The organism is Micromonospora sp. NPDC050784, from assembly GCF_044456765.1.
GTDB classification, from domain to species: domain Bacteria; phylum Actinomycetota; class Actinomycetes; order Mycobacteriales; family Micromonosporaceae; genus Micromonospora; species Micromonospora foliorum.
In genome coordinates this window covers 51,346-76,025 of the sequence record NZ_JBITGG010000005.1, presented here as the reverse complement: position 1 = coordinate 76,025, position 24,680 = coordinate 51,346, and the positions used below count along the sequence as shown (strand labels likewise).

Below are 24,680 nucleotides of genomic sequence, written 5' to 3'. Positions count from 1 at the left end.
CACACGGGCGGCAGTCACTCGACGGCGGGCCGCTCATCCTGCCGGCGCGGTCCGCGCTGCTGTTCTTGGTTCTGCCGGAGCGCTTCCTCGAGTTGGTCTTCCAGGATGATGATCCGGCAGGCCGCCTCCAGGGCGGTGCCGTCATCGACCATCTCGCGGGCCCGGGCGGCCAGGCGCAACTGGTAGCGCGAGTAGCGGCGGTGCCCGCCGCTGGAGCGGTGCGGGTCGATCAGTTTCGCCTCGTCCAGGCGGCGCAGGAAGTCCTGCGTGGTGCCGAGCATCTCCGCGGCCTGGCCGATGGTGTAGGCGGGGTAGTCCTCGTCGCCGAACATGTCTTCGGGGTTTCGCCCCATGTCACCTCCACGTCGAGGGCCCCGGCGCTCTCGCGCCGGGGCCCAGGGTTACGGGTCAGAACACCATCTGCCGACAGGAACGTCGGTTTGTCGTATCCGCACCAGCCGTCATCGACGGCCTCGGGTGCGAGGATCGCGTATGCGTGACCGGAGACCACCTCTCGTTCGATGGAAACTGCGGTGTCCGCCCGGCCTGAATGACGGCCAGCGGCGGGCGATCCAACGGTGTACGGCCCTCCCTTTCCTCTGCATCTCTTCTTACCGTGCTGACGTGCGGTTCGCCGGTGTCGGAGCCCCACGCGACTTCATGGCCCCGCACACGTACGACGAACATCAGCTGGAGCCCTGAATGGTTCCTTGGCCCCACCTGCGGTGCCCCGTCGTTCGTCACGTCGGGGCTGACGTGCCCTACTGCCGTTCCAGAGCGGGGACCGTGAACCAAGTTCCCACCCTCGCGCCCGTCGTGACCTCACGGCCGGGCGGTCCGTCTGCGTCTTTACTCTCTGATCTCGACTTGAGGAACAGTATCCCCCGCCATCAAGAATGTCTAGTCGTTTGAACATAGATTTTCTGGCTGGTAATCGGTAGGTCCAGCGGCCAGCGGAGGGCTCGAGGAGCCTCCGGCACCGCACTGGTCGTGGCCGCCGGTATGTCCGAGGCATTGGCGTACTCCCCGGCGTCGGTGGCCGGCGTCGAGCTGCCCGACGACGTGTCGCGGATGCGGACGATTGGCCTGTTCAGCTCAATGATCTCGGCGGTCCTGCTGCCGGTGGCGTACTTGGTGGTGACACCTTGGCAGCGGCGCGCGCCTCCGCTACCGTCCATGGGAACGCTCCCATGAACTTAGATACATCTATGTGATCTGGAGGCAACACGTCGTGGCTATCCTCTCCTCGCTCCGCCGCAGATCGGCGGCCATCAGCGTGGCGGCCGTCGCGGGCGCCACCGCCGTCGGCGTCTGTCTCGCCGTCAGCAGCGCCTCCGCCGGCACGCTGTCCGGGTCGCTCTACCGCGACCCGAGTTCGGCCGTCGTCCGCTGGGTCGCCGCCAACCCCGGCGACTCGCGGACGGCCGTCATCCGCGACAAGATCGCAAGTCAGCCGCAGGCGCGCTGGTTCGCCAACTTCAACCCCTCGACCGTGCAGTCCGAGGTCTCCGGGTTCATCGGCGCCGCCAACGCGGCGCAGCAGATCCCGGTGCTGGCCGTCTACGAGATCCCCAACCGGGACTGCGGCGGGGCCAGCGCCGGTGGGGCGCCGGACCTCAACCAGTACCAGACGTGGGTGTCCAACTTCGCCAGAGGGCTGGGCAACCAGACCGTCATCATCATCCTGGAAACCGACTCGCTCGCCCTGCTGACCTGCCTGAGCAGCGCCGAGATCAACGCGCGCAACGAGGCGATCTCGACGGCCACCCGGACCATCAAGTCGGCCAACCCCAACGCCAAGGTGTACCTCGACGGCGGCCACTCCACCTGGAACAGCGCGGGTGAGACGGCCAACCGTCTCCGGGCGGCCGGCGTGCAGTACGCCGACGGCTTCTTCACCAACGTGTCGAACTACAACTCCACCTCCAGCGAGGCGAACTTCGGCCGGGCGGTCATCTCCGCACTCAACGGCATGGGGATCTCGGGCAAGCGCCAGGTCATCGACACCAGCCGTAACGGAGGCGCCAGTGGGGACTGGTGCGGCGACGACAACACCGACCGGCGCATCGGGCAGTACCCGACGACCAACACCGGCGACGCCAACATCGACGCGTACCTGTGGGTGAAGCCGCCGGGGGAGGCGGACGGCTGCCGCTTCACGGCCGGTTCGTTCCAGCCCGACCTGGCCTTCAGCCTGGCCAACGGCGCGCCCAACCCGCCCACCACCACCCCGCCGACGACGCCGCCGCCGACGACCACTCCTCCGACCACGACCCCGCCGACGACCACGCCGCCGACCACCCCTCCGCCGAACACCACGCCGCCGGCCGGTGACGGCTGCTACGCGTCGATCGCGGTCAACCAGTGGGCTGGCGGTTTCACCGCGAGCGTGACGGTCACCGCCGGCAAGTCGGACATCAACGGCTGGACCGTGACCGTCCCGCTGCCCGGCGGCGCGGTCACCAGCGCCTGGAACGCGCAGGTCAGCGGCACCAGCGGAACCGTCGGGTTCACCAACGTGAGCTACAACGGACGGGTCCTCGGCCGGCAGTCGACCACCTTCGGCTTCCAGGGCACCGGCACCGGCCCGGGCGTGTTGGCCGACTGCGTGACCAGCTGACCCCACCGGATACGGCGGCCCGGCGTGGAGAACCACTCTCCGCGCCGGGCCCGCCCCCGCCATCCCAGGTGAACGCCCAGGTCGCGCTCGGCCCCCGGTAGCTCCAGGGACGCCGCAGCAGCTATGTCCGCACGCTGGTGGCCCGTGGCTCCTCGACGTCGCGGCTGTGGGTCTGTCGCGCCAACCAACTGCTGTGGTCGGACTTGTGGTCTCTCCCTCGCTTGCGGGAAATTTCGTGGCCGGCGAGCAACGCGATCGCCGCGGCCGTCAGCAGGCCACCAAACAACGGAATGACGCGCACCCCGGCCGTCGCCAGCAGGCCCGCGCCGATGAACGAGCCGGCCGCGAGGCCGAAGTTGAACGCGACGCTGAGGCTGGCCGACGCCATGTCGGTGGTCGACGGGGCCACCTGCATGACGCGGTGCTGGATTCCCGCGATCAGCGAGGAGAACGACATCCCCGCCACGGCGAGCAACGGGATCGTCAACACCTTGCTTGCGCCAACTCCATAGAGGCCCAGCATCGCGGCGGTGAGGAGCCCGAGGAGAACCAGCACGACAGCGAGCGGAGACCGGTCCAGGAACCGGCCGACCGCCCAGGTTCCGGCGACGCCGAACGAGCCTTGAACGAACAGCAGCAGGCCGAGAGATGCGGCGGCGAACCCGCTGACGTCGAGGAGGAAGACGGTCATGTAGGTGAACGCGCCCATCGCGCCGGTGACCGCGAGGATGGTGGCGAGAAGGAGCACGACGAAGCGGTGCCGATCCGGCATCGGCCCGATGTCTCCCGCAGTTTGTTGTGGTGTGACGTTCGGCAGGAGCAGGGCGACCGCGACGCACGTGACGAAGCCGAAGATGGCCATCGCGACGAAGGCCGCCCGCCACCCGGCCTGCCCGCCCAACCAGGTGCTCAGCGGCACGCCGAGGACCGGGCCGAGAGCGTTGCCGATCGACAGCCGGGCCACGATGCGGCCTCGGATGTTCGCGGGGAACATCGAGATCGCTACCGGAAACACCACCGCCCAGAAAACGCCGTTGGTGGTGGCGGACACCAACCGCGCGGCGAGCAACACCTCGTAGGAGGTGGCGAAGGCCGACACCGTCGTCGCCGCGGCGAACACACCGAGGGCGCCAGCGAGCAGCGGGCGCCGGGGCACACGCCGAGTGACCCGGGTCAGCGGAAGCGCCACAATCATGACCACCACGGCGTACCCGGTCACCAGCAGACCGGCCTCGGACCTGGAGCGACCCAGGTCCGGCGCGATCAGCGTGAGCAACCCGATCGGAAGCACCTCGGTGGTGACGTAACAGAAAGTGGCGGCGGACAACGCGGCGAGGGCGTAGACCGCTCGTCGTTGGTGCGCCATCGGCTACCTCCCAGGTCTTGGACGAGGTGGAGCAAGTAGCCGTTACACACGCAGCGTCGTGATTCCGGCTAACAAGGTTTCGACGGTAGCATAGGCAGACGTGTATCCCTCGTTTTTCCGCGTCAGTAAGCCGCATCCGCATGCCAACAGGGGTTAGGCACAACCGCCTTGGATGGGTTTAGGTGGTAGCGTTGCCGGATGCCTCTCGACGTGTGCCAGCTACCGTTGGTCGGCGGGCACCCGGCACTCGATTTGGTCAACACGCTGGAGCGAGGGGGCGAGCCGCCGCACGACTTTCTGTCCGACAGCTCCGCTCTGCTGCGCTGGTCGGTCCTGGTGGGCGTGGTCAGCGACGCGGAGGCCGACCAGGTGGGCCGGGCGTGGCGCGACGAGCCTTCGGCGGCGCAGGCGGGATTGGCCGCCGTGCGGGACATCCGTGAAGGTCTCCATCTTGTGCTGCTTGCGACGATCACCGACCCGGACGGTGGTACGGCCGGCGACCCCATCGCGGCCGGCGCCGCGCTGGTCGCACTGCACCAGCGCTGGTCCGGCGCGGCCGCCCGAGCAAGATTCGTGCTCGACTCGTCGCAGGTGCGGCTGGCTTACGGCACGGTGCCGGCCATGCTGGTGCCCGACCGGATCGCCGAGGCCGCCCTCGACGTCATGCTGACGGCCGACCTGACCCGCGTACGTCGCTGCCCGGTGCGCGAGGGTGGATGTGGCTGGCTGTTTCTCGACCAGAGCCGCAACGGATCCCGCCGCTGGTGTCGCATGGCCGACTGCGGCAACGTGGTGAAGGCGCGACGGCTCACCGAGCGTCGCCGCGCCGCCCGGCCGTCCAGCCCGTAGGCAATCGATGATGTGGGGCCCTGGGCTGGGAAAACAGGGGTCCGGATGACGGGGGTGCGCGTGGGCGCTCCCTGCCACCCCAGGTGAACCCCAGGTCGCTAGACTAGGCCCTCGCGCCCCCGTAGCTCAGGGGATAGAGCATCGGTTTCCTAAACCGTGTGTCGCAGGTTCGAATCCTGCCGGGGGCACCTCGGTCCGTGGTGGACTACGTGAACGGCGAGACGCTCACCGACCCGGTGCTCTCGGTTCGATCGGTTTCCACCACCTGCCGCGCGACGAGGACCAGAGCCCGATGCGCGTGCACTGGCAGGGCTTCGACCTGCTGCCCCGCGACCTGACCGCGACCAACCCGCTGGCCCCGAGCGCGCGAGCGAGCATCAACGGCCGCCCCCTGACCGGCGCCCTGCGCGAGGTCGCGCCTGAAGACCAGCGGGGTAAGCCAAGATCCGCGCAACTTCAGCGAAGATGCCGCCTCGCGGCTAACCGGAGGCGGCATTTTCCCCGAACCTGCGCGGATCTTGAAAATGTGGCGGAACAGAACGTCAGAAGTACTTGTACATCTCCTCTGCCGCCGCCTCGGTGTCCTTGGCGGGCGGGGCGGTGACGGTGACCGGCTCGCCGAAGCCGCTCATCCCCAGCTCGGTGACGAGGTCACCGAGGGTCTTCGTGGCGATCGTGTAGGAGAGCGCGGTGAGGCGACCGTCGGCGTCGACCGTGGCCTCGAACGGGATGGCCTTCGGGTCCTTCGCGAGCTTCGCGGACGACTCGATGCCCTCGCGCATCCCGCCGTCGCGACTGGCGGCCGCGGCGGCCTTGCCCAGGTCGGCGGTGCCGGTGTAGCGACCGCCGCCCACCTCCTGCGCGGACACGATGCCGCCGACGATGCCGGTCTGCGACTTCAGGTCGAACGACTGGCGCAGGGAACTGCCCGGCTTGAGCTTGGTGAGGTCGAGCTTCATCCACGGCTTGTCGCCGTCGAGCGAGTCCGCCTTGATGTAGGCGACGTCGGCGATCAGCCGGGCCTCGATCGGCTCGGGCATCTTGCCGGTGACCAGGAGCGTCTTGGCAACCGGGTCCATTTTTCCGGTCATGGTGATCGCGTTGGGGCCGGCCTTGACTGAGGCGTCCATCGCGAGCGTGCCGGAGAGGGCGCGGTCCATGGCCTGCTGCACGGTGGCGACCGGGTCGAGCTTGGACGGTGACGGGTTGGGTGCGGACGCCGCGTTGTCGCCGGAGTTGGTGCCACAGCCGGCCACGAGGGCGGCAAGGGCGATCGAGAGGACAGGGATCAGTCGACGCATAGGCGTGACCCTAACTCGCCGCCGCCACCCGATTTGGCCCGCCGCCCGGGGTCGGCGCGGGTCAGAGCGTTGGCAGCTGTTCGGCTCGGGTGACCACGTGGTCGATGAGGCCGTACTCCCGGGCCTGCTCGGCGGTGAACCAACGGTCCCGGTCCCAGTCCCGCTGGATCTCGTCGAGCGTCCGTCCACTGTGCTGGGCGATCAGCTCCTGCATCGTGCGCTTCACGTGCAGCATGTTCTCCGCCTGGATGGTGATGTCGGCGGCGGTTCCGCCCATTCCGCCAGACGGCTGGTGCATCATGATCCGCGAGTGCGGCAGCGCGTACCGCTTGCCGGCCGCGCCCGCGCAGAGCAGGAACTGCCCCATCGAGCCGGCGAACCCGAGCGCCAGGGTCGCCACGTCGTTGCGGACATAGCGCATCGTGTCGTAGACCGCCATCCCCGCGCTCACCGAACCGCCCGGCGAGTTGATGTAGAGGTAGATGTCCCGGTCGGCGTCCTCGGCGGCGAGCAACAGGATCTGCGCGCAGATCTGGTTGGCCGACTCCTCCGTCACCTCGGTGCCGAGGAAGACGATCCGCTCCCGCAGCAGCCGCTCGAACACATGGTCACCGAAGGACGGCTGCCCGCCGTCCAGCATCTGTGCGCCGTACCTCATCATCTGCCGCCGCCTTCCACCGTGCCGGCGGGCGGTGGGGACCACCCGGTGGACCGGCCCCTCCAGCGTGCGGTCGGCGGCGGTGGCCGGCCCAGTGATTCTGCCGCCGGCAGATCCGCCGACGGCAGAACCCGCGCGGCCTACGCGGCGGTCAGCCGCCGCAGGCCGAGCCGGGTCGGTGCGCTGTCAGCCAGGGCGGCGGTACGCGGACCGGGGCACGAGCCACCAGCGGAGGCTCTTCCGCCGACGCTGAGGGTCGGCTCGCTCGCCACCGGCCCACGGTGCAGGACGAACCCGCTGACACGTGGACCCACCAGCAGGGTGGCGTTGCCGATCTCGCGCCGAGTCGCATCGACCCGCTCCAGGTGGGTGAGCGCGGCGCGCGGCGCGGCCGGGAGGCGGGGCTCGACCCGGCGCATGTCGTCGCGGGCCTCGCCGAGCAGGTCGGCGAGGCTGATGCCGAGCGCCCGGCAGATCGCCGCCAGCACCTCCGACGAGGCCTCCTTGCGGCCCCGCTCGACCTCGGAGAGGTAGGGCACGGAAACGTCGGCCGACGCGGCCACCTCGCGTAGCGTGCGGCCCTGACGCTGGCGGTGGCGGCGCAGCACCCCGCCGATCACTCGTCGCAGTAACGACATGCCGGCCTCACTTTCGCGGTCGTCGTCGGGAACACCCTCATCATGCCCGTCCCCGGCCGTCCGGGCCGACCCGTCCGGGCCCGCGCCGCTCCGACGGCGCGGGCCCGGCGCTCTCACCGGTGCAGGTGGGTGTGCCAGGCGGCCGGCTGGGCCACCAGCGTGACCGTCGGGAACAACGCCCGGGTGCCACCGGTGGGGAGCAGAGCGCTGTCGTCGATCGTCACGTTCGCCCCGTTGACGTCGTAGACGGTCAACGACTCGTTGCCGTTCTCCCCGCCGAACCGCGCCGGGTGCCCGGCGACTGTGGTGTTCGGGTCGACGTACGCCTTGTCGGTCGGATCGGTGACGTTGCGGTAGCGGGAGACGACAACACTCAGCGTCCGGGCCCGCTGCCGACCGGGGTCGGCGGTGGCCGGTTCCCGGGTCCAGGTCCACCCGGCGTCCCAGGAGTCGGGCTCGTCCAGTGACTCGTTCACGTCGACCGTGATCAACCGGAGGTTGGCCGGTACGCCCGCCACGGTCGCCGGCATCGCGATGGTGTCGGTGCCGAACCGCAGGGACCGCGCTACCTGCGTCGCCGTTCTCCGTACGTCCGATCCGGTCCCGAACACCCGGACCTGTGCCCAGCCGTCCGGGGCGTACCGCCAGCGCAGAATCGCCTCCGGCTTCTCGGCGCCCGAGTAGCTGGCGAAGACGCTGTCCCCGCCGTTCAGCCGGGGACCGCGGTCGGAGTCGCCGGCCACGGCGGGCTCACCGCTGTCCCGCTGCGGCGCCGACGGCTCCACGCCCTTCGGGAGGAGCGAGACCGTCACGAACTGCCGCTGGTCGTCGGTGCGGCCGTTGGACGCGCCGAGGTGCACACCCGGCCCGGAGAGGAGCAGTCCGGCCTGGTACTGGAGATCCCGCATCCCGTCCGGCAGCCAGCCGAACCGGACGTACACCCGCTGTGGGTCGACCGTGGTGAGCGCGACCGGCAGGCCGGTCTGGCCATCGGCGGGCGCCGCGCCGAGCGGCGCGGGGGTCGGCGGTCGGTCCGGGGTCAGCAGGTCGGGGACGGTGAGACCGCCGACGGTCAGCGCCGCCGCCAGCAGCGCGGCGCCGGCCCCCTGGGCGAGGCGGCGTTGCCGCCGTCCGGTGGTCATGGCCCGCTCCACGTCCAGCACGACGGAGGGTCGCTCGGCCGATTCGACCTCGGTCAGCATCAGGTCGCCAATGTGGCGTTCGTCAAGCATCGTCGCTCCTCTCAGTTGCCGGTCAGGGTGGGGGTGAGCAGGGTGCGCAGCGTGGCCAGGCCCTTGGCGGTCTGGCTCTTCACCGTCCCCGTCGAGCAGCCCATGGCCCGGGCGGTCTCCTCGACGCTGAGGTCCTGGAAGTAGCGCAGCACCAGCACCGCGCGCTGCCGCGGCGGCACCTGCCGCAGCGCGCCGACCAGAGTGATCCGGTCGGTCGGGTCGGGAAAGGCCCGGGACACGTCGGGCAGTGCGGTGCCGAGGCGGACCCGAGCCCACCGCAGCCGCCGCTCGTCGATCAGTCGTCGCACCAACATGGTGCGGACCAGCGCGTCCAGGTGGTCGGCCTGCCGCGCCCGTGCCCACGAGCGGTACAGCTCGGTGAGCACCCGTTGCAGGATGTCGTCGCCCCGGTCCCAGTCCCCGCACATCAGGTAGGCGGCGCGTCGCCACTGCGCCATCCGGGAACTGACGTACTCGGTGTATTCGTCGTCGGCCTCGGCTCGCCGTCTGCCGCTCGTCGTCACGAGGGTCGCGCCCCCTCCGTCTGCCGGCCTGCACCGGTTCGTCGTTGTCGTCCGGTAGTCGGGTGCGGGCGCGCCGCCGGTTGTCCGCCGCGACCCGGACGTGCGGTCGGCGGTGTACCCGCTATGTTGTGGGCGTGCAGGCGACGGCGGGGGAGCAGGTTCGACAGTGATCCATTTTCCCGCGCAACGCCGGGGCCCACTGAGCGCGCTGAGCCTTCGGCTCGCCGCCGCCCTGGGCCTGGTCTTCGCCGTGGTCGCAGCGGTCTACCTGGGCCGGGCCGGCTACCGCGACGTCAATGAGGACGGCCTCACCCTGCTCGACTGCTTCTACTACGCGGTCGTGTCTCTCTCGACCACCGGCTACGGGGACATCACCCCGGCCGCACCGTCGGCCCGGCTGGTCAACGTCCTCTTCATCACCCCGGCCCGGGTGATCTTCCTTATCATCCTGGTCGGCACCACCCTGGAAGTTCTGACCGAGCAGTACCGGACCGGCCGTCGCCTGTCGCGGTGGAGGAGAGCCGTGAAGGACCACGTCATCATCTGCGGCTACGGCACCAAGGGGCGCAGCGCTGTCTCCGCCCTGATGGAGAACGGTCTGGACCGCTCGCGGATCGTGGTGGTGGAGCGCAGCGCCGCCGCCCTGCGGCAGGCCACCTCCGCTGGGCTGGTGGCGATCGAGGGCTCGGCGACCCGCTCGTCGGTGCTCAACGAGGCGCACGTCAAGACCGCGAAGGCCGTGATCATCGCGACAGACAGTGACGACGCGTCGGTGCTTGTCGCGCTGACCGTACGGCAGCTCACCGCCGGGCAGGTCCGCATCATCGCGGCGGCGCGGGAGGCGGAGAACGCCCCGCTGCTCAAGCAGAGTGGTGCGCACCATGTGATCGTCTCCTCGGCCACGGCGGGCCGGCTGCTCGGCCTGTCCACCTCGGCGCCGCCGCTGATCGACGTGGTGGAGGATCTGCTCACTCCCGGCCAGGGCATGGCGCTGGCGATGCGTTCCGCGGAGCGGGACGAGGTGGGTCGCTCGCCGCGCGAGCTGGAGTCGTTGGTGATCGCCCTGGTGCGGCGGGGCAAGGTGGTCACCCTGGCCGACCGGGCCGGCGCGGTGATCGAGACCGGCGACATGCTGGTGCACGTACGCGACGACCGCCCCCAGTCGGCAACGACCGCCTGATCGTCGCGCCGCGGTCGGCCGGGGCGACCGCCCGGCCGCCGTGGTGACGGCTGTGCCGCCGCAGTGGTGAGGCGGTGTCAGCAGGTGTCGTCGGCGACGCAGATCGCCTCGGTGCAGTTGACCGACGTGCCGGTGGAGGCCCGGCTGAGCAGCTTGTAGAGCGTCTCCCGCTCGGTGGGATCCAGTGCGCCGAGCACCTCGTCCTCGGCGCTGGCCAGGGCGCATTCGGCCTCGCTGAGGCGTTTTGCCCCATCTTCGGTGAGTTCGACGACGTGGCGGCGGCGGTCCTCGGGTGAGCGCCGACGCTCGATCAGCTGCTTCGCTTCCAGGTCGTTGAGCAGCCCGACGATGTTGGTGCTGTCCATCTCCAGGATGGTGGCGAGCGCCTGTTGGCCGGTGCCGCCGCCAGCGCGCAACACGGTGAGCGCGACCAGGTGCCGGGGGCGTAGCCCCAGCGGCGCCAGCACCGACTCCGACCGCAGCCGCATCCGCCGGGCCAGATGGTCCAGAAGTGCGCCCGAGCGGTGCTCCGAGGAGTCGAGCGGCTGCGCGGACATGTGACCCAGTCTACCGACCCCAGGGAACATCGGCCTGCTATAAATAGTTGGTGCCACACGAACGATTCCTGAAGGGGGAATGATGCATCTTCTGCATATTGACTCGAGCATCCGCGGTGACTGGTCGGTCAGCCGGCGGCTCACCGCCCGCGCGGTCGACGCATGGCGTGCGGCCCACCCGGACGGCACCGTGGCCTACCGGGACCTGGGTGCCGAACCGCTGCCGCACCTGGACGCGGACGGTGGGCTGGCGCGGATGACGCCTCCGGACCAGCACACGCCCGCCCAGCGCGAATCCTGGGAGCTCAGCGAGCGGCTGGTCAACGAGGTGAAGCAGGCCGACGTGGTGCTGCTCGGCCTGCCGCTCTACAACTTCGGCGCGCCCAGCAGCGTCAAGTCCTGGGTCGACCACCTGATCCTTCCCGGGCTGGCGTACGACCCGACGACGCAGGAGGGCCTGCTCGGTGGCCGCGAGTTCGTGGTGCTGGCCACCCGGGGCGGCGGCTACGGCGAGGGCACCCCTCGTTACGGCTGGGACCACGCTGAGCCATGGCTCCCGCACGGCCTGTCGATGACCGGGATGCAGCCGCGTTTCATCAGCGCCGAGCTGACCCTGGCGCCGTCGGTACCGGCGATGGCCGAGCTGATCCCGCTGCACGAGGCGAGCCTTGCGGCGGCCGAGAAGGAGATCGACAACCTCTGGACCCCGGCCACCGCCCAGCGCTGAGGCAGCGCCGGTACGACAAGAGCGGCCGCCCCCGATCCGGGGGACGGCCGCTCTCGTCAGTGCGGACGGGTCAGAGGATGGTCCAGGTGTCGCCGCTGCCCAGCAGGCCGGCGAGCTGCTGCTCGGGGGTCTCGGTGACCTTCGCCTTGGCGGCCGCGAGCTGAGCCTGCACCACGCTGTCGTAGGACGGGCGGTCCACCGAGCGGAACACCCCGATCGGGGTGTTCCGCAGGTCCAGGCCGGGCAGCCGGGACAGCGCGAAGGCGTACGCGGGGTCGGTCACCGTCGCGTCGTGTACGACGATCTCCTCCGGGCGGACCGAGCTGGTGTCCCGGACCTCCAGGCCGAAGCCGCCCGGCGGGTGCACCACGCAGAACCGCCCGTCGGCGCCGAAGGTGATCGGCTGCCCGTGCTCCAGGCGGATCAGGTAGTCGTCCCGCGTGGACGGGTCCTTGAGCTGCTCGAACGCCCCATCGTTGAAGATGTTGCAGTTCTGGTAGATCTCCACGAACGCCGAACCCTCGTGCTCGGCGGCGGCCCGCAGCACCGACTGGAGGTGCTTGCGGTCGGAGTCGATGGTCCGGCCGACGAAGCTGGCCTCCGCCCCGAGGGCGAGCGACAGCGGGTTGAACGGGGCGTCCGCCGAGCCGGCCGGGGTCGACTTGGTGACCTTGCCGACCTCGGAGGTCGGCGAGTACTGGCCCTTGGTCAGACCGTAGATCCGGTTGTTGAACAGCAGGATCTTGAGGTTGACGTTGCGCCGCAGCGCGTGGATGAGGTGGTTGCCACCGATGGAGAGCGCGTCGCCGTCGCCGGTGACCACCCAGACCGACAGGTCCGGCCGGGACACCGACAGGCCGGTCGCGATCGCCGGGGCCCGACCGTGGATCGAGTGCATCCCGTACGTGTTCATGTAGTACGGGAAGCGGGACGAGCAGCCGATCCCGGAGACGAAGACGGTGCGTTCCCGGGGGATGTTCAGCTCCGGCATGAACTGCTGGATGGCCGCCAGGATCGCGTAGTCACCGCAGCCGGGGCACCAGCGCACCTCCTGGTCGGACTTGAAGTCCTTCGCGGTGAGCTTGACGGCGACGGGCTCAGACATTCTTCAGCACCTCTTCCAGCGTCGTCTCCAGCTCGGCGGCCGTGAACGGAAGACCGCGGACCTGGTTGTAGCTGATCGCGTCGACCAGGTAGCGGGCCCGGATGACGTGGGCGAGCTGGCCCAGGTTCATCTCCGGGATGACCACCTTGTCGTACGAGCGCAGCACCTCACCGAGGTTGGCCGGCATCGGAGCCAGGTGCCGCAGGTGCGCCTGGGCGATGGAGAGGCCGCGCTGGCGTACGCCGCGGCACGCCGCGCCGATCGGCCCGTACGTCGAGCCCCAGCCGAGGACCAGCACCCGAGCGTCGCCGTCCGGGTCCTCCACCTCGATGTCCGGCACCGGGATGGTCTCGATCCGGGCGGCCCGGGTGCGCACCATGAAGTCGTGGTTGGCCGGGTCGTAGGAGATGTCTCCGGTCTTGTCGGCCTTCTCCAGACCGCCGATCCGGTGCTCCAGGCCCGCCGTGCCGGGGATCGCCCACGGCCGGGCCAGGGTCTCCGGGTCACGCAGGTAGGGCAGGAAGGTGGTGCCGTCCTCGCCGTTGGGCTTGGTGGCGAACTCGACCCGCAGGTCGGGCAGCGACTCCACGTCCGGCAGCAGCCACGGCTCGGAACCGTTGGCCACGTAGTTGTCGGACAGCAGGATCACCGGGGTGCGGTAGGTCAACGCGATCCGTGCCGCCTCCAGCGCCGCGAAGAAGCAGTCCGACGGTGACCGGGGCGCGATCACCGCGACCGGCGCCTCGCCGTGCCGACCGTAGAGCGCCATGTTGAGGTCGGCCTGCTCGGTCTTGGTCGGCATGCCGGTCGACGGGCCGGCGCGCTGCACGTCCACGATCACCAGCGGCAGCTCCAGCGCCACCGCGAGCGAGATCGTCTCGCTCTTGAGCGCCACGCCGGGGCCGCTCGTGGTGGTGACACCGAGCGACCCGCCGTAGGAGGCGCCCAGGGCGGCGCCGACGGCGGCGATCTCGTCCTCGGCCTGGACGGTGAGAACGCCGAACCGCTTGTGCTTGCTCAGCTCGTGCAGGATGTCCGACGCGGGCGTGATCGGGTACGCGCCCAGGAAGACCGGCAGCCCGGAGCGGACCCCGGCGGCGACCAGCCCCAGCGAGAGGGCCGCGTTGCCGGTGATGTTGCGGTACGTGCCCGGCTTCATCTTCGCCGGCTTGACCTCGTAACGGACCCCGAAGTCCTCGGTGGTCTCGCCGAAGTTCCAGCCGGCCTTGAAGGCGGCGACGTTCGCGGCGACCAGCTCCGGGCGGGCCGCGAACTTGCGCTCCAGGAAGCGCAGCGTCGACTCGTAGGGCCGGGAGTACATCCAGGAGAGCAGGCCGAGCGCGAACATGTTCTTCGAGCGCTCGGCGTCCTTCTTGGACACCTGGTGGGCGGCGAGCGCGCCGACCGTCATCGAGGTCAGCGCCACCGGGTGCACGACGTAGCCGGCCAGCGAGTCGTCGTCCAGCGGGCTGCTCTGGTAACCGACCTTGGCCAGGTTGCGCTTGGTGAACTCGTCGGTGTTGACGATGATGTCCGCGCCGCGCGGCAGATCGGCCAGGTTGGCCTTGAGGGCCGCCGGGTTCATCGCCACCAGCACGTTGGGCGCGTCACCCGGGGTGAGGATGTCGTAGTCGGCGAAGTGCACCTGGAAGCTCGACACGCCGGGCAGGGTGCCGGCGGGAGCCCGGATCTCGGCGGGGAAGTTTGGCAGCGTGGAGATGTCGTTGCCGAGCTGCGCCGTCTCCGAGGTGAACCGGTCGCCGGTCAGCTGCATGCCGTCGCCGGAGTCACCGGCGAACCGGATGACCACCCGGTCGAGTTGACGGATCTGCTTGGTCACTGTGCCACCTTCGTTCGCGACTGCGGGGCTTGCCCGGCCACGGAACCTCCTTGACGCAACGCTTCACCGCACCGCCCCAGGCTGGTCCGGCCGCTGTCGTTCCTCACCTGAGAGCCTACGTCTAAGGGAGCCCTAACCATCCCTGGAGGTCCGCCGACTGGGACCCGAACGGGTTATGAAATGCCCACCTTTGCGGTGTTACGCCCCGCCCGCCGTAATTCAGATCACCACCGGGCCGCGCCGACGACCCCGGCGGCACGGCGCCGGGGTCGTCCGTCGATCAGTCGGCGGGGGTGGGCGTGGGCTCCGGCGGCGGGCCGCCGAACCGGCGGCGCAGCGAGGTCATGGCCAGCGTGAGAGCCAGCACCACCAGCAGCGTGGAGACCGTGATCAGGATGACCGCCGTGCGCTGCACCGAGGTCATCCCGCCGTCGTCGTTCGCGGCACCGGCGGGGAGTACGCCCTGCGAGCCGGTCGGCGCGGGCGGGGAGACGACCGGCGTGGCCAGGGCGGCCGCCGCGGTGATCCGGAAGCTCATCTGCACCCGACGGGTCGGGCCGCTGCGTGGATCGAGTTGACCGATCACGGCACCGGAGAGCGGCGCCTCCCGCTGGGCCTGCGGCGTCGCCTCCACCGGCAGTTGCACCTCGGCGGTTTTCCCCGCCAGCACCACGCCGGCGTCGCAGCGGGTACGCGTCGGGTCGACCGCCACACAGCCGAGCGGTGGGGTCGGCACGGTAACCCCGGCCGGCAGGACGACCTCGACCCGGCCGGCGGCGTCCACCTTGCCGGTGTTGCCCAGCCGGACCGTGAGGGTGCTCGGGCTGCCGCTGATGTCGAAGGCCACCTCGTCGGCGGCGAGGGTGATCCCGGGCACCGGCGGGCCGGGTGGGAAGAGCACCGCGAAGCCCTGGTCGTCGCTCGCCTCCCCGGGCACTCCCGGCGCGTCCGCGATGACCTGGACGGAGCCGCTGAGCGGCATCTGCTTCCACGCCGTGCCGGCGACCCGCAGGCGCAGCACGGTGCTGAACCGGACGCCCGCCCCGGCGGACCAGGCCCCACAGCGGTACGCCCCACCACCGGCGGCGGCGCAGCCCTTCGTGCCGGCGTCGGTCAGCCCGGCGGGCAGCGTGTACGAGAGTCGGATCCGTTCCGCGGTGGTGCCGGTGTTGTGCACCGTGACCTGCAGGGTGGCGGCCGTGCTCGCCGTGTTCCAGTACGCCTCGGTGAGGGTGACGTCGCCGGTGGTGACCTGCACGCCCAGCGGGCTCTGCGGCGGCGCCGCCGAACCCGGCGCGGGCGGGCGGACCGGCGGCACCGGGGGTGTCGGCGGGCCCGGGGGCGCCGTCGGTGGCCCCGGGGGACCCGGGGTGGGCGCTCCGGTGGTGCCGCCCGGCGCGGGCGCGACGGTGGTCGGCGCCGGCGGGACCTCCGGGGCGGTGGTCACCGGCGCTGGTGGCGTCGTCTCCGGTGGTGGCGCGGTGGTCTCCGGTGCCGGGTCGGTCGGTTCCGGTTCACCGCCCGGCCCCTCGCTCGGGGTGGGCTCGTCGGCAGGTGTGGTCGGGGGCCCTTCCCCTCCCGGCTCGTTGACCGGCTCGGCCGAGGTCCCGACCGGATCCGCGTCCGGTACGGCCGCGCTGGCCCAGGCCGGCCCCACGGCGAGCGCCGTGAGCAGACCGAGCGCGAGCGCGGTCGCCAGCAGGGGCGTGGAACGCCGCCCCTCCGCCCGGTTACCGGGCGATGCCTTCACGCGGGCCATCTGTCCTCCGGTGACATGGGTGGGTGTCCAATATTCGGTAACAGTTGCCCCGATGCACTAGTCCCATCTGGAAACAAATGCGTAACGTGTTTGGGACGGCCCGTCCGGGCGGACGGTAGGCTGCCGACTGTGACCGGTTACCTGGGCTCGTACGCGACGCTCGGGCTCCTGCTGCTCGCCAGCGTTCTCTTCTTTGTTACGGCGTTCTCGGCCAACCGGGTGTTACGCCCGGCGCGTCCGGCCGACCCGGCGGGCAAGCGGGCCAGCTACGAGTGCGGGCTCGACCCGGTCGGCACCGACTGGGCCCAGATGCAGATCCGCTACTACGTGTACGCCTACCTGTACGTCCTGTTCGCGGTCGAGGCGGTGTTCCTCTTCCCCTGGGCGGTGGTCTTCGACCGGCCGGGCTTCGGTCTGGTGACGGTGGTGGAGATGGCGGTGTTCGTGGCGGTGCTCGCGCTCGGCATCCTCTACGCCTGGCGTAGGAACATCCTCCGCTGGACCTGAGCGCCGGGGCGTCCGGCGATCGTGTCGGTCCGTCCGGCCGTTCGCGGCCGGTTACGGCGACAACCGGTCAGGCCAGTCCCCGGCGGGTCGCCGTCGGCGGGCGGTCGCCCCGGATCGAGGCCACCATGTCCAGCACCCGGCGGGTCGGGCCGACCTGGTGGGCCCGGAAGACCCGGGCGCCCAACCAGGCCGACACCGCCGTCGCGGCGAGCGTCCCCTCCAGCCGTTCGGCCACCGGCAGGCCCAACGTCTCACCGATGAAGTCCTTGTTGGAGAGCGCCACCAACACCGGCCAGCCGGTCCCGGTCAGCTCGTCCAGGCGGCGGGTGACCTCCAGCGAGTGCCGGGTGTTCTTGCCGAAGTCGTGCGCCGGGTCGATCAGGATGCCGTCGGGGCGTACCCCGGCCGCCACCGCGCGCTCGGCGAGCCCGGTCACCGTCGCGACCACGTCGGCGACCACGTCGGTGAAGGCGGCCCGGTGCGGCCTGGTCCGCGGCGTCAGGCCGCCGGCGTGCGAACACACCAGGCCGGCGCCGGTCTGCGCGGCCACCCGGACCAACGTCGGGTCGGCGCCCGACCAGGTGTCGTTGAGGAGGTCGGCACCGGCCGCCACGGCCTCCTTCGCCACCTCGGCACGCCAGGTGTCGATGGAGATCACCACCTCCGGAAACGCGGCCCGGACGGCCGCGATGGTGTCCACCGTGCGGCGGATCTCCTCGGCGACACCCACGTCCGCACCGGGGCCGGCCTTGACCCCGCCGATGTCGATGATGGCCGCGCCCTCGTCCACCGCCCGTTCCACCGCGCGCAGGGCGCTGTCGGCGGCGTAGGTAGCCCCCCGGTCGAAGAACGAGTCCGGCGTGCGGTTGATGATCGCCATCACCACCAGCTCGCCGGGGGCGAACGTGTGCCCACCCAGCCGAAGCGCCCCGGCCATGCCCGCCTCCTGGAAGTTCGCGCCGTCGCCGCCGCGTCGGCCGGTCCCGACGCTAGTCGGTCGCCCGTCCGCGATTCCGGGCGGGCGTCGGTGCCGATCGTGATCGGGGCGGGTGGCGGGGTCGCTCCGGGCCGGCTGCCATGCCACGATCAGTGCATGGGTCAGCTTCTGCTCCTCCTGGTCGTGGCGTTGACCGTCGCGGCGGTGATCTTCGGCGTGACGGTGCTGGTCAGCGGCCGTGATCCCGGCCTGGCGCCGGCCGAGCCGGATTCGCAGGCTGTGGCGTTGCCGGGCACCCGCCCGTTGCGCGAATCGGACGTGGGGGCGGTCCGTTTCGACACCGCGTTGCGCGGGTACCGGATGGACCAGGTCGATAAGGCGATGCGCCGTGCCGCCTACGACATCGGTTACAAGTCCGAGCTGATCGGCGTACTGGAGTCGGAGGTCATCGCCTTGCGTGAGGGGCGCACCGACGACGCGGACGTGCTACGCCAGGCCCGCGAGCAGTCCGCCACCAAGGTGACGACCGCGGCCGCGGCGGAGCCGGGCGAGGCAGCCGAGCCGGGTAAAGACGTGCCGCTGGCCGGCGAGGCGGGCTCGGCCCCGGTCGGCTCGACGACCCCCGGCCCGTTGCCCGCCGCCACCTCGTCCTCGGCGGATTCCGATGGTGTGGCACCTGCAGCCAAGCCCACCGACGACGAGTCGACCGATGGTGAGCAGACCACCGGCGCGCCCGCCGCCGGCACCGAACAGCGCGACGCGGTGGTTCGGTCGGAGTCGGCGTGACCGAGCCGGAGGGCGCCGACGATCTTCGGGAGGCGGCCCGACCCGGTGCCGGTGAGGTGACCGCCACGGTGATCGTCGACGCCCCGGCGGAGCGGGTCTTCGCCGCGTTGCTCGCCTGGGAACGTCAGTCCGACTGGATCCCGTTCACCCGCGTCCGCGTGGTCGAGGGCGACGGGCGCGAGGGCAGCCGGATCGAGGCGGTGACCGCACTCGGCCGGGCGACACTGCGCGACGAGATGCTGGTGGTCCGGGTCGACGAGCCGTACGAGATCGGCGTCGTGCACCACGGCCAGTTGCTACGCGGCCCGGGGGTGCTGCGCTGCACCCAACTGGGCCGGGACCGCACCCAGGTCGTCTGGCACGAGTGGTTCCACCTGCCGGGCGGGCGGGCCGGTCGACTGGCCTGGCCGGTGCTCTGGCCCGGCTCCAAGGTCGGCCTCACCCAGGCGCTGAAGAGGTTTGCCCGTCTGGTCGAGCAGGGTCGGCTGCCCTGACTGTGCGGCCCGGTGCCGGCTGCCAACCCGGCGCGCGGAAGAGGTGCCCGGCCCGGTGCCGCCAGGTCACCGCAGCGCGCAGGTCGCGTGCGATCGAGGCGTACTCGTGGAAGGCCACCCGGACCGGGTTGTAGCTGCCGACGTTCTTGGTCAGGCCGTACACGCAGCGCTCCCGTTCCGGCGCGAACGAGCCGAAGAGGCGGTCCCAGACGATCAGGATGCCGCCGAAGTTGCGGTCCAGGTAGCTGCCCTGCGACGCGTGATGCACCCGGTGGTGCGACGGGGTGTTGAACACCGCCTCGTACCAGCGCGGCATCTTCTCGATCCGCTCGGTGTGGATCCAGAACTGGTAGAGCAGGTTGACCGAGCCGCAGAACGCGACCACGGCCGGGTGGACGCCGGCCACGATCAGCGGGACGTAGAACACCCAACTGGTCAGGCCGGTCCACGGCTGGCGCAGTGCGGTGGAGAGGTTGAACCGCTGCGACGAGTGGTGCACCACGTGCGAGGCCCAGAGGATGCGGATCACGTGGTGACCGCGGTGCGACCAGTAGTAGCAGAAGTCCTGCGCGAGCAGGATCAGCGGCCAGGTCCACCACAGCTCGGCGACCCGCAGCGGGGTGAGCGCGTAGAGCAGCGCGTACGCGGCGGCGATCGGCACCTTCCAGAGCAGGTCGGCGAGGACGCTGCCCAGCCCCATCGTCAGGCTGGTCGCGGTGTCGGCGCCGCCGTAGCCGACCTCGTCGTCGTCGCGGTGCAGCAGGTAGGAGACCCGCTCCAACACGATGAGCAGCACGAAGGCCGGGATCGACCAGGCGATGACGTCCGGGAACTCCTTCACCGCGCGGCCTCCGCTCGCCGTCACCGGTCGGGGCGCACCGTTGGGTGACCTCGACCTACCGGTCGGTAACAAGCACCATAGGCAGCCGGGCGGCCGGTGGCAATGGGGTGTCGGACGGATGCCCTAGCGTGTACGAGGTGACTGACCTGGTGATCGGCGCCGATGGGCTGGCTCGCTGCGCCTGGGGGTCGAGCACCCCCGACTACGCCATCTACCACGACATCGAGTGGGGGCGGCCGCTGCGCGGCGACGACGCGCTCTACGAGCGGATGACGCTGGAGGCCTTCCAGTCCGGGTTGTCCTGGCTGACCATCCTGCGCAAGCGTCCGGCGTTCCGGCTGGCCTTCGACGAGTTCCACATCCCGACCGTCGCCCGCTACGACGACGCCGACGTGACGCGGCTGCTCGCCGACGCCGGCATCGTCCGCAACCGGGCCAAGATCGAGGCGGCGATCGCCAACGCCCGCGCCGCCCTGGAGCTGCCCGAGGGCCTGTCCGCGCTGCTCTGGTCCTTCGCACCGGAGCCCCGGCCAGCTCGCCCCGCCTCGTTCGCCGAGCTGGCGCCGATCACCCCGGAGTCGACGGCGATGGCCAAGGCGCTCAAGAAGCGCGGCTTCCGGTTCGTCGGCCCGACCACCGCGTACGCGCTGATGCAGGCCACCGGAATGGTCGACGATCACATCGTCGGCTGTCACGTCACCCTCCCAGCGGCGGCGTGATGAGATGGCAGGCATGACGACCGAGACCGCGCACCGGGCCGGCGCGGCCGGCAACGCCGACGGGGTGGGCGCCTGGGCGGTGCTGCTGCCCGCCGAGCGGTACGAGGCCGAGCGGCTCGTGCACCACGACACGCTGGAGCTGACCGGGCTGACCGACGTCTCCCGGCCGGGGCCGGGCGACCAGGTGGCCGTGCTGGTCGACGGGCCGCCACGGCTGGTGGCTCTCGGCCGGGTCGGCGCGCCGGGCCAACGCCACCGTGAGGACCCGGACGACCCGCAGTCCCCGGTCGAGCCGGGGACGCTCGTCGTCGCGTACACCCGGCGGGCCTTCGACGAGCCGGTGCCGGCCGACCTGCTGACGCTCGACGGGCCGGTCACCGCACTGGAGCCGGCGGCCTTCCGGGCGCTGGCCGACCAGCTCGGCCCGCCCCCGGCGCGGCGCACCTGGCTGGTCAGCCTGGACCTGCCGATCGAGGCCGGCACGCCCGCCGAGGCGGTCCGGCTGTTCTGGTCCTACGTGCAGGAGTTGGGGCCGCGTGAGCTGCCCGCCTTCGTCTCGCCGGCCGGTGACGAGCTGGCCATGCAGGCGTTCGTGCTGGGCGAGCAGGCCAACCAGGACCCGGAAGAGGACGACTAGAAGAGTTTGTCCACTCGTCCCCGCCAGTCGGCGAGGACCGGGCCCGGGTCGGTGTCCAGCACCCGCTCCAGCAGCGTGGCGTAGACGTCCCGGAAATCGGTGGTGTATTTCAGGTCGCCGTCGTCGAGGTCGGTGAGGCTCGGCGGTTCGCCGTGCCAGCCGCCCCGGACGCCCGCGCCGAGCAGCAGCACGTCCGAGGCGGTGCCGTGGTCGGTGCCGTCCGAGGCGTTGGCCCGGACCCGACGGCCGAACTCGGAGTAGACCGCCACCACCACCTTCCGGCCCGCCTCGGTGCGACTCATCCGGTCGGCGAACCCGGTCAACGCCCGGTCCAGCTGACCCAGCAGGACGGCCTGCAACTGCTTCTCGTCGGCGTGGGTGTCGAAGCCACCCAGGGACACCGAGAAGGCCCGGGTGGATACTCCCGCCTCGACGCACTGCGCGACCAGATCGAGCTGCGCGTCCAGTGGTGTGTGTGCCCCGCCGGTGGCCGTCGCAGGGGCCTGCTCGCCGTCCGGGTCCGCCGTGTCCGGGTCGGCGGAGTCGCGTACCTGGCGGATCATCTCGTCCACCGACCGTAGGTCGGCGAAGCAGGCGGCGGCCCGACCCCGGGCCGCCGACTCGCCCGCCTCCGCGGCGGCGAACGCGGTAAGCGTCTCCGCGGGCAGTCCCTTGGCGGCCTTCCGGTCGGCCACCGGCACGGCCGCGCCGGCGCTCTGTGCCCCGGCCAGCAGCGGCGGGAGCGCCGGCTCGAAGGAGACCGCCAGCCGGGGGTCGCCACCGGCCCGATCCAGCCACCGCCCGAGCCAGCCGGTGTTGCCCGGCCGGTCCGGTTGCGCGGTGTGCCAGATGTCCATCGACCGGAAGTGGCTGCGGTCCGGCTTCGGGTAGCCGACCCCGCGCACGATTGCCAGCCCACCGGTGGACCAGCGCTGGTGCAGGCCGGCCAGCGCCGGGTTGAGGCCGAAGGTGTCGTCCAACCGCCGCACCTCCCCGTCCGGGTAGGCCAGCTCGGGGCGGGCCGCCCGGTAGGCCGGGTCGCCGTACGGGATGACCGTGTTGAGCCCGTCGTTGCCGCCGTAGAGGGTCACCAGCACCAGCGTGCGGGACTGCGGGTCGCGGTCCCCGCTGGTGTCCAACAGGTCCCGCAGGCTGTACGCCCCGGCCCCGGCGGCCAGCGCACCCGCGCCGACCACCCCGCTGGTCAGCAGGAACCTACGTCGGGTCACAGTGTCCATGTCGACTCCTCCGCTCAGCTGACTGTGTATTCGGGGCTGACCAGGCCGGCGGCCAGCAGCTTGCGGGGCTCACCGGCCAGCGGGGTGAGAGCCGCCCGGGTGCGTGCGCCCCAGCCGTCGACCACCAGCAGTCGGGCCAGCGCGTCAGGTCGGCCGGCAGTGGGCGCGGCGGTCAGCCGGGCCAGCACCGCCGGCGCCGTGGCGGCGGCGAGCACCCCGGCCGTCCGCAGTCGGGCCTGCAACGACGAGGTGGTCAGCCAGGCGGCTCCGGCCGGCCAACCGCCCACGCTCGGTGGGCGCAGCGGCACCTGGTCCAGCGCGTTCAGACCGGCCAGCAGTTGCTTGCGCTGCTGCTCGGGCAGCGCCGACGGCCGGATGCCGAGCTGCCGTAGCGCACCGACCAGCCACTCCACCGGCTGCTTCACCAGCGTGCCCCGGGTCTGCGCGAAGGCCGGGGCGGAGAAGAGCGCGCGCAGAGTCGCGATGGTGTCCGCGCCGGCCAGGCCGTCCGGTGCCGGGGTCTCGGTGCCGGCGTAGCGGAACCAGAGCCGCCCGGCCACGAAGGTCGCCGCCGCCGGTTGGGCGGCCAGCAGACCGGCGTACGCCTCGGCGTCGAACCGGCCGCTCTGCCCGAGGATGCTCTTCTCGCCCGGGTCGTGCCGCTTGGCTTCGAAGCTGGCCACACCGGTACGCCTGTCGACCACCCAGCCGGTCAGTGCCCGCGCGCCGGCCTTCACGTCGGCCTCGCTGTAGGCGCCGATGCCGAGGGTGAACAGCTCCATCAGCTCGCGGGCCAGATTCTCGTTCGGCGCCTTGCGGGTGTTCTTCTGCCCGTCCAGCCAGACGATCAGGGCGGGGTCGCGCACCATCGCGGCGACCAGCGGTCCCAGTGGCCCACGACCGTGCCGGCGCAGCGTCTCCAACTGGCCCACCATCAGCCGCGCCGACTTGACCTTCTGCGCGCTGGTGGCCCAGTGGCCGTGCCAGAAGAAGAGCAACTTCTCGGTCAGCCCGTCCTCGGCGGCCACCATCCGGTCCAGCCACCACTCGGTGACCTGCTGGAGTTGCTTGCGGCGCTCCGCGTTGGCCTGCTGCCGCTGCTCGCGGGTGGAATCCTTGGTCAGCCCGGCGTACGGGTCGGGGGGCAGGGTGGGGATCGGCGTGGCCGCCGCACCCTTGTCCGTCGAGGGTGGGGTGAGCAGGCGGTCCAGGGTCGCCGCCGGCCCGGCCCGCTCGGCCGCGTCCACCTCGTCGGCGGTCGGCCCGAAGGTGGCCCGGCGCAGCAGGTGCGCCACCGCTTCACGATCGCTCATACCGGCCGACGCTAGGCGGCCCGTGTTCGAGGACGGTAAGGGCGGCGTCCGGATCGCGTTCAGCGTCCCTCGAAGACCGGTTTCTGCTTGCCGACGAAGGCGAGGGTGGCCGCCCGGTGGTCGGCGGTGGCGCCGCAGATCGACTGGGCCTGCGCCTCGGCGGCGAGGGCGTCGGCGAGGGTGCCCGCGTCGGCGATCGAGAGCTGCCGCTTGATCGCCCCGTACGCGACGGTCGGGCCGGCGGCGAGGCGGGCGGCCAACTCCTGGGCGACGGGCAACACCTGCTCGTCGTCGTCCGTCAACCGGTTGAGCAGGCCCAACCGGCAGGCCTCCTCGGCGCGGACCGGCTCGGCCAGCATCAGCAGCTCCACCGCCTTGGCGTGCCCGACCAGTCGGGGCAACGTCCAGGAGGCGCCGGTGTCGGCGGCGAGACCGACCTTGGCGAAGGCCATCAAGAAATTGGTGGTCGGACCGCCGATGCGGATGTCGGCCAGGAACGCCAGCGAGGCGCCCGCCCCGGCGGCCATCCCACGGACCGCGGCGATCACCGGCTTGGGCAGGTTGGCGAGCCGGGCGGCGATCGGGTTGTAGTGCGCCCGCACGGTGCCCAACGGGTCACTGGCGGAGTGCTCCAGGGTGGCCACGTGCTCGCGCAGGTCCTGCCCGGCGCAGAACGACCCGCCGGCCCCGGCCAGGACGACCGCGCGGCAGGACCGGTCGGTCTCCAGCTCCGCCAGGGCGTCCCGCAGCGCCTCCTTGAGCGCCACGTCGAGCGAGTTCATGGCGTTCGGCCGGTTCAGCGTGAGGGTGACGACGGCATCGGTCCGGTCGACCAGCAGCGGCTCGGTCACG

The 24,680-nt window shown here is 71.4% G+C and carries 26 protein-coding genes and 1 tRNA gene; 10 read left to right on the top strand and 17 right to left on the bottom strand.

The window, feature by feature from the left end; genetic code table 11:
* Window positions 1-14: 14 nt before the first annotated feature.
* Window positions 15-353 carry a MerR family transcriptional regulator gene (locus ACIBD9_RS08595; RefSeq protein WP_387172534.1) on the bottom strand — a complete coding sequence of 113 codons (339 nt, stop codon included), beginning with the start codon at window positions 351-353 and terminating at the stop codon, window positions 15-17.
* Between the two features lie 537 nt (window positions 354-890).
* Window positions 891-1,178 carry a hypothetical protein gene (locus ACIBD9_RS08590; protein WP_396715808.1) on the bottom strand — a complete coding sequence of 96 codons (288 nt, stop codon included), beginning with the start codon at window positions 1,176-1,178 and terminating at the stop codon, window positions 891-893.
* A 53-nt stretch (window positions 1,179-1,231) separates the two neighbouring features.
* On the opposite strand from ACIBD9_RS08590, the gene ACIBD9_RS08585 reads away from it, so the two are divergent.
* Window positions 1,232-2,620 carry a glycoside hydrolase family 6 protein gene (locus ACIBD9_RS08585; protein WP_396715806.1) on the top strand — a complete coding sequence of 463 codons (1,389 nt, stop codon included), beginning with the start codon at window positions 1,232-1,234 and terminating at the stop codon, window positions 2,618-2,620.
* A 121-nt stretch (window positions 2,621-2,741) separates the two neighbouring features.
* Here ACIBD9_RS08585 and ACIBD9_RS08580 read toward each other — a convergent pair whose 3' ends face one another.
* Window positions 2,742-3,986 carry an MFS transporter gene (locus tag ACIBD9_RS08580; RefSeq protein WP_396715804.1) on the bottom strand — a complete coding sequence of 415 codons (1,245 nt, stop codon included), beginning with the start codon at window positions 3,984-3,986 and terminating at the stop codon, window positions 2,742-2,744.
* A 198-nt stretch (window positions 3,987-4,184) separates the two neighbouring features.
* Here ACIBD9_RS08580 and ACIBD9_RS08575 point away from each other — a divergent pair, with 198 nt between their 5' ends.
* Both ACIBD9_RS08575 and ACIBD9_RS08570 read left to right on the top strand, forming a co-directional pair.
* Window positions 4,185-4,835 (top strand): CGNR zinc finger domain-containing protein, encoded by a 651-nt coding sequence (locus ACIBD9_RS08575; RefSeq protein WP_396715802.1) that lies wholly within the window; start codon window positions 4,185-4,187, stop codon window positions 4,833-4,835.
* Window positions 4,836-4,950: 115 nt separating this feature from the next.
* Window positions 4,951-5,023, top strand: a tRNA-Arg gene (locus ACIBD9_RS08570).
* Between the two features lie 354 nt (window positions 5,024-5,377).
* On the opposite strand, the gene ACIBD9_RS08565 is transcribed toward ACIBD9_RS08570, so the two are convergent.
* The 5 genes from ACIBD9_RS08565 to ACIBD9_RS08545 form a co-directional block, all read right to left on the bottom strand.
* Window positions 5,378-6,136, bottom strand: coding sequence for a hypothetical protein (locus ACIBD9_RS08565; RefSeq protein ID WP_396715800.1), 759 nt, complete (start codon window positions 6,134-6,136; stop codon window positions 5,378-5,380).
* 61 nt (window positions 6,137-6,197) lie between these two features.
* The gene (locus tag ACIBD9_RS08560) at window positions 6,198-6,797 is read right to left on the bottom strand and encodes a ClpP family protease (protein WP_396715798.1); all 600 of its coding nucleotides are present in this window, start codon (window positions 6,795-6,797) and stop codon (window positions 6,198-6,200) included.
* 137 nt (window positions 6,798-6,934) lie between these two features.
* Window positions 6,935-7,432, bottom strand: a complete 498-nt coding sequence (locus ACIBD9_RS08555; protein WP_396715796.1) for a helix-turn-helix domain-containing protein — start codon at window positions 7,430-7,432, stop codon at window positions 6,935-6,937.
* A 113-nt stretch (window positions 7,433-7,545) separates the two neighbouring features.
* A complete protein-coding gene (locus ACIBD9_RS08550; protein WP_396715794.1) occupies window positions 7,546-8,664 on the bottom strand; it encodes a hypothetical protein in 1,119 nt (372 codons plus the stop codon).
* 11 nt (window positions 8,665-8,675) lie between these two features.
* On the bottom strand, window positions 8,676-9,188 hold the full coding sequence (locus ACIBD9_RS08545; protein WP_396715792.1) for a SigE family RNA polymerase sigma factor: 513 nt from the start codon (window positions 9,186-9,188) through the stop codon (window positions 8,676-8,678).
* Between the two features lie 166 nt (window positions 9,189-9,354).
* Here ACIBD9_RS08545 and ACIBD9_RS08540 point away from each other — a divergent pair, with 166 nt between their 5' ends.
* Window positions 9,355-10,368: a potassium channel family protein gene (locus ACIBD9_RS08540; RefSeq protein WP_396715791.1), complete on the top strand. Its 1,014-nt coding sequence runs from the start codon at window positions 9,355-9,357 to the stop codon at window positions 10,366-10,368.
* Window positions 10,369-10,445: 77 nt separating this feature from the next.
* On the opposite strand, the gene ACIBD9_RS08535 is transcribed toward ACIBD9_RS08540, so the two are convergent.
* Window positions 10,446-10,925, bottom strand: coding sequence for a MarR family winged helix-turn-helix transcriptional regulator (locus tag ACIBD9_RS08535; protein WP_396715787.1), 480 nt, complete (start codon window positions 10,923-10,925; stop codon window positions 10,446-10,448).
* A gap of 82 nt (window positions 10,926-11,007) precedes the next feature.
* Between ACIBD9_RS08535 and ACIBD9_RS08530 the strand changes: the two genes are divergently transcribed.
* Window positions 11,008-11,652 (top strand): FMN-dependent NADH-azoreductase, encoded by a 645-nt coding sequence (locus ACIBD9_RS08530; RefSeq protein ID WP_396715785.1) that lies wholly within the window; start codon window positions 11,008-11,010, stop codon window positions 11,650-11,652.
* 70 nt (window positions 11,653-11,722) lie between these two features.
* On the opposite strand, the gene ACIBD9_RS08525 is transcribed toward ACIBD9_RS08530, so the two are convergent.
* The 3 genes from ACIBD9_RS08525 to ACIBD9_RS08515 form a co-directional block, all read right to left on the bottom strand.
* Window positions 11,723-12,757 carry a 2-oxoacid:ferredoxin oxidoreductase subunit beta gene (locus ACIBD9_RS08525; RefSeq protein WP_387172517.1) on the bottom strand — a complete coding sequence of 345 codons (1,035 nt, stop codon included), beginning with the start codon at window positions 12,755-12,757 and terminating at the stop codon, window positions 11,723-11,725.
* A complete protein-coding gene (locus tag ACIBD9_RS08520) occupies window positions 12,750-14,597 on the bottom strand; it encodes a 2-oxoacid:acceptor oxidoreductase subunit alpha (RefSeq protein WP_396715783.1) in 1,848 nt (615 codons plus the stop codon). The genes ACIBD9_RS08525 and ACIBD9_RS08520 overlap by 8 nt, the downstream gene beginning before the upstream one ends.
* Before the next feature lie 280 nt (window positions 14,598-14,877).
* Entirely contained in the window at window positions 14,878-16,356 is a 1,479-nt protein-coding gene (locus tag ACIBD9_RS08515; protein WP_396715781.1) for a hypothetical protein, read from the bottom strand.
* Between the two features lie 129 nt (window positions 16,357-16,485).
* On the opposite strand from ACIBD9_RS08515, the gene ndhC reads away from it, so the two are divergent.
* Window positions 16,486-16,863 (top strand): NADH-quinone oxidoreductase subunit A, encoded by a 378-nt coding sequence (gene ndhC, locus ACIBD9_RS08510; RefSeq protein WP_396715779.1) that lies wholly within the window; start codon window positions 16,486-16,488, stop codon window positions 16,861-16,863.
* Between the two features lie 67 nt (window positions 16,864-16,930).
* Here the strand turns inward: ndhC and folP are convergent, their stop codons facing one another.
* On the bottom strand, window positions 16,931-17,800 hold the full coding sequence (folP, locus tag ACIBD9_RS08505) for a dihydropteroate synthase (RefSeq protein WP_396715777.1): 870 nt from the start codon (window positions 17,798-17,800) through the stop codon (window positions 16,931-16,933).
* 156 nt (window positions 17,801-17,956) lie between these two features.
* Between folP and ACIBD9_RS08500 the strand changes: the two genes are divergently transcribed.
* Together ACIBD9_RS08500 and ACIBD9_RS08495 are read left to right on the top strand one after the other, a co-directional pair.
* Complete coding sequence (locus ACIBD9_RS08500) at window positions 17,957-18,586, top strand: DivIVA domain-containing protein (RefSeq protein WP_396715775.1); 630 nt, start codon at window positions 17,957-17,959, stop codon at window positions 18,584-18,586.
* The gene (locus ACIBD9_RS08495; RefSeq protein WP_396715773.1) at window positions 18,583-19,080 is read left to right on the top strand and encodes an SRPBCC family protein; all 498 of its coding nucleotides are present in this window, start codon (window positions 18,583-18,585) and stop codon (window positions 19,078-19,080) included. Before ACIBD9_RS08500 ends, ACIBD9_RS08495 begins: the two co-directional genes overlap by 4 nt.
* On the opposite strand, the gene ACIBD9_RS08490 is transcribed toward ACIBD9_RS08495, so the two are convergent.
* The gene (locus ACIBD9_RS08490) at window positions 19,025-19,945 is read right to left on the bottom strand and encodes a sterol desaturase family protein (protein ID WP_396715771.1); all 921 of its coding nucleotides are present in this window, start codon (window positions 19,943-19,945) and stop codon (window positions 19,025-19,027) included. The two genes, ACIBD9_RS08495 and ACIBD9_RS08490, sit on opposite strands and share 56 nt — an antisense overlap.
* Window positions 19,946-20,058: 113 nt before the next feature.
* Here ACIBD9_RS08490 and ACIBD9_RS08485 point away from each other — a divergent pair, with 113 nt between their 5' ends.
* Both ACIBD9_RS08485 and ACIBD9_RS08480 read left to right on the top strand, forming a co-directional pair.
* On the top strand, window positions 20,059-20,640 hold the full coding sequence (locus ACIBD9_RS08485) for a DNA-3-methyladenine glycosylase I (protein WP_396715769.1): 582 nt from the start codon (window positions 20,059-20,061) through the stop codon (window positions 20,638-20,640).
* A gap of 13 nt (window positions 20,641-20,653) precedes the next feature.
* Window positions 20,654-21,277, top strand: coding sequence for a hypothetical protein (locus ACIBD9_RS08480; protein WP_396715767.1), 624 nt, complete (start codon window positions 20,654-20,656; stop codon window positions 21,275-21,277).
* Here ACIBD9_RS08480 and ACIBD9_RS08475 read toward each other — a convergent pair.
* Genes ACIBD9_RS08475 through ACIBD9_RS08465 form a run of 3 tightly spaced genes read right to left on the bottom strand, consistent with a single transcriptional unit; the run spans window position 21,274 to window position 24,679 of the window.
* Window positions 21,274-22,515, bottom strand: coding sequence for a DUF1501 domain-containing protein (locus ACIBD9_RS08475; RefSeq protein WP_396715765.1), 1,242 nt, complete (start codon window positions 22,513-22,515; stop codon window positions 21,274-21,276). The genes ACIBD9_RS08480 and ACIBD9_RS08475 overlap by 4 nt on opposite strands.
* Window positions 22,516-22,529: 14 nt before the next feature.
* On the bottom strand, window positions 22,530-23,828 hold the full coding sequence (locus ACIBD9_RS08470) for a DUF1800 family protein (protein WP_396715763.1): 1,299 nt from the start codon (window positions 23,826-23,828) through the stop codon (window positions 22,530-22,532).
* Between the two features lie 59 nt (window positions 23,829-23,887).
* The gene (locus tag ACIBD9_RS08465; RefSeq protein ID WP_396715761.1) at window positions 23,888-24,679 is read right to left on the bottom strand and encodes an enoyl-CoA hydratase-related protein; all 792 of its coding nucleotides are present in this window, start codon (window positions 24,677-24,679) and stop codon (window positions 23,888-23,890) included.
* Window position 24,680 lies beyond the last annotated feature (1 nt).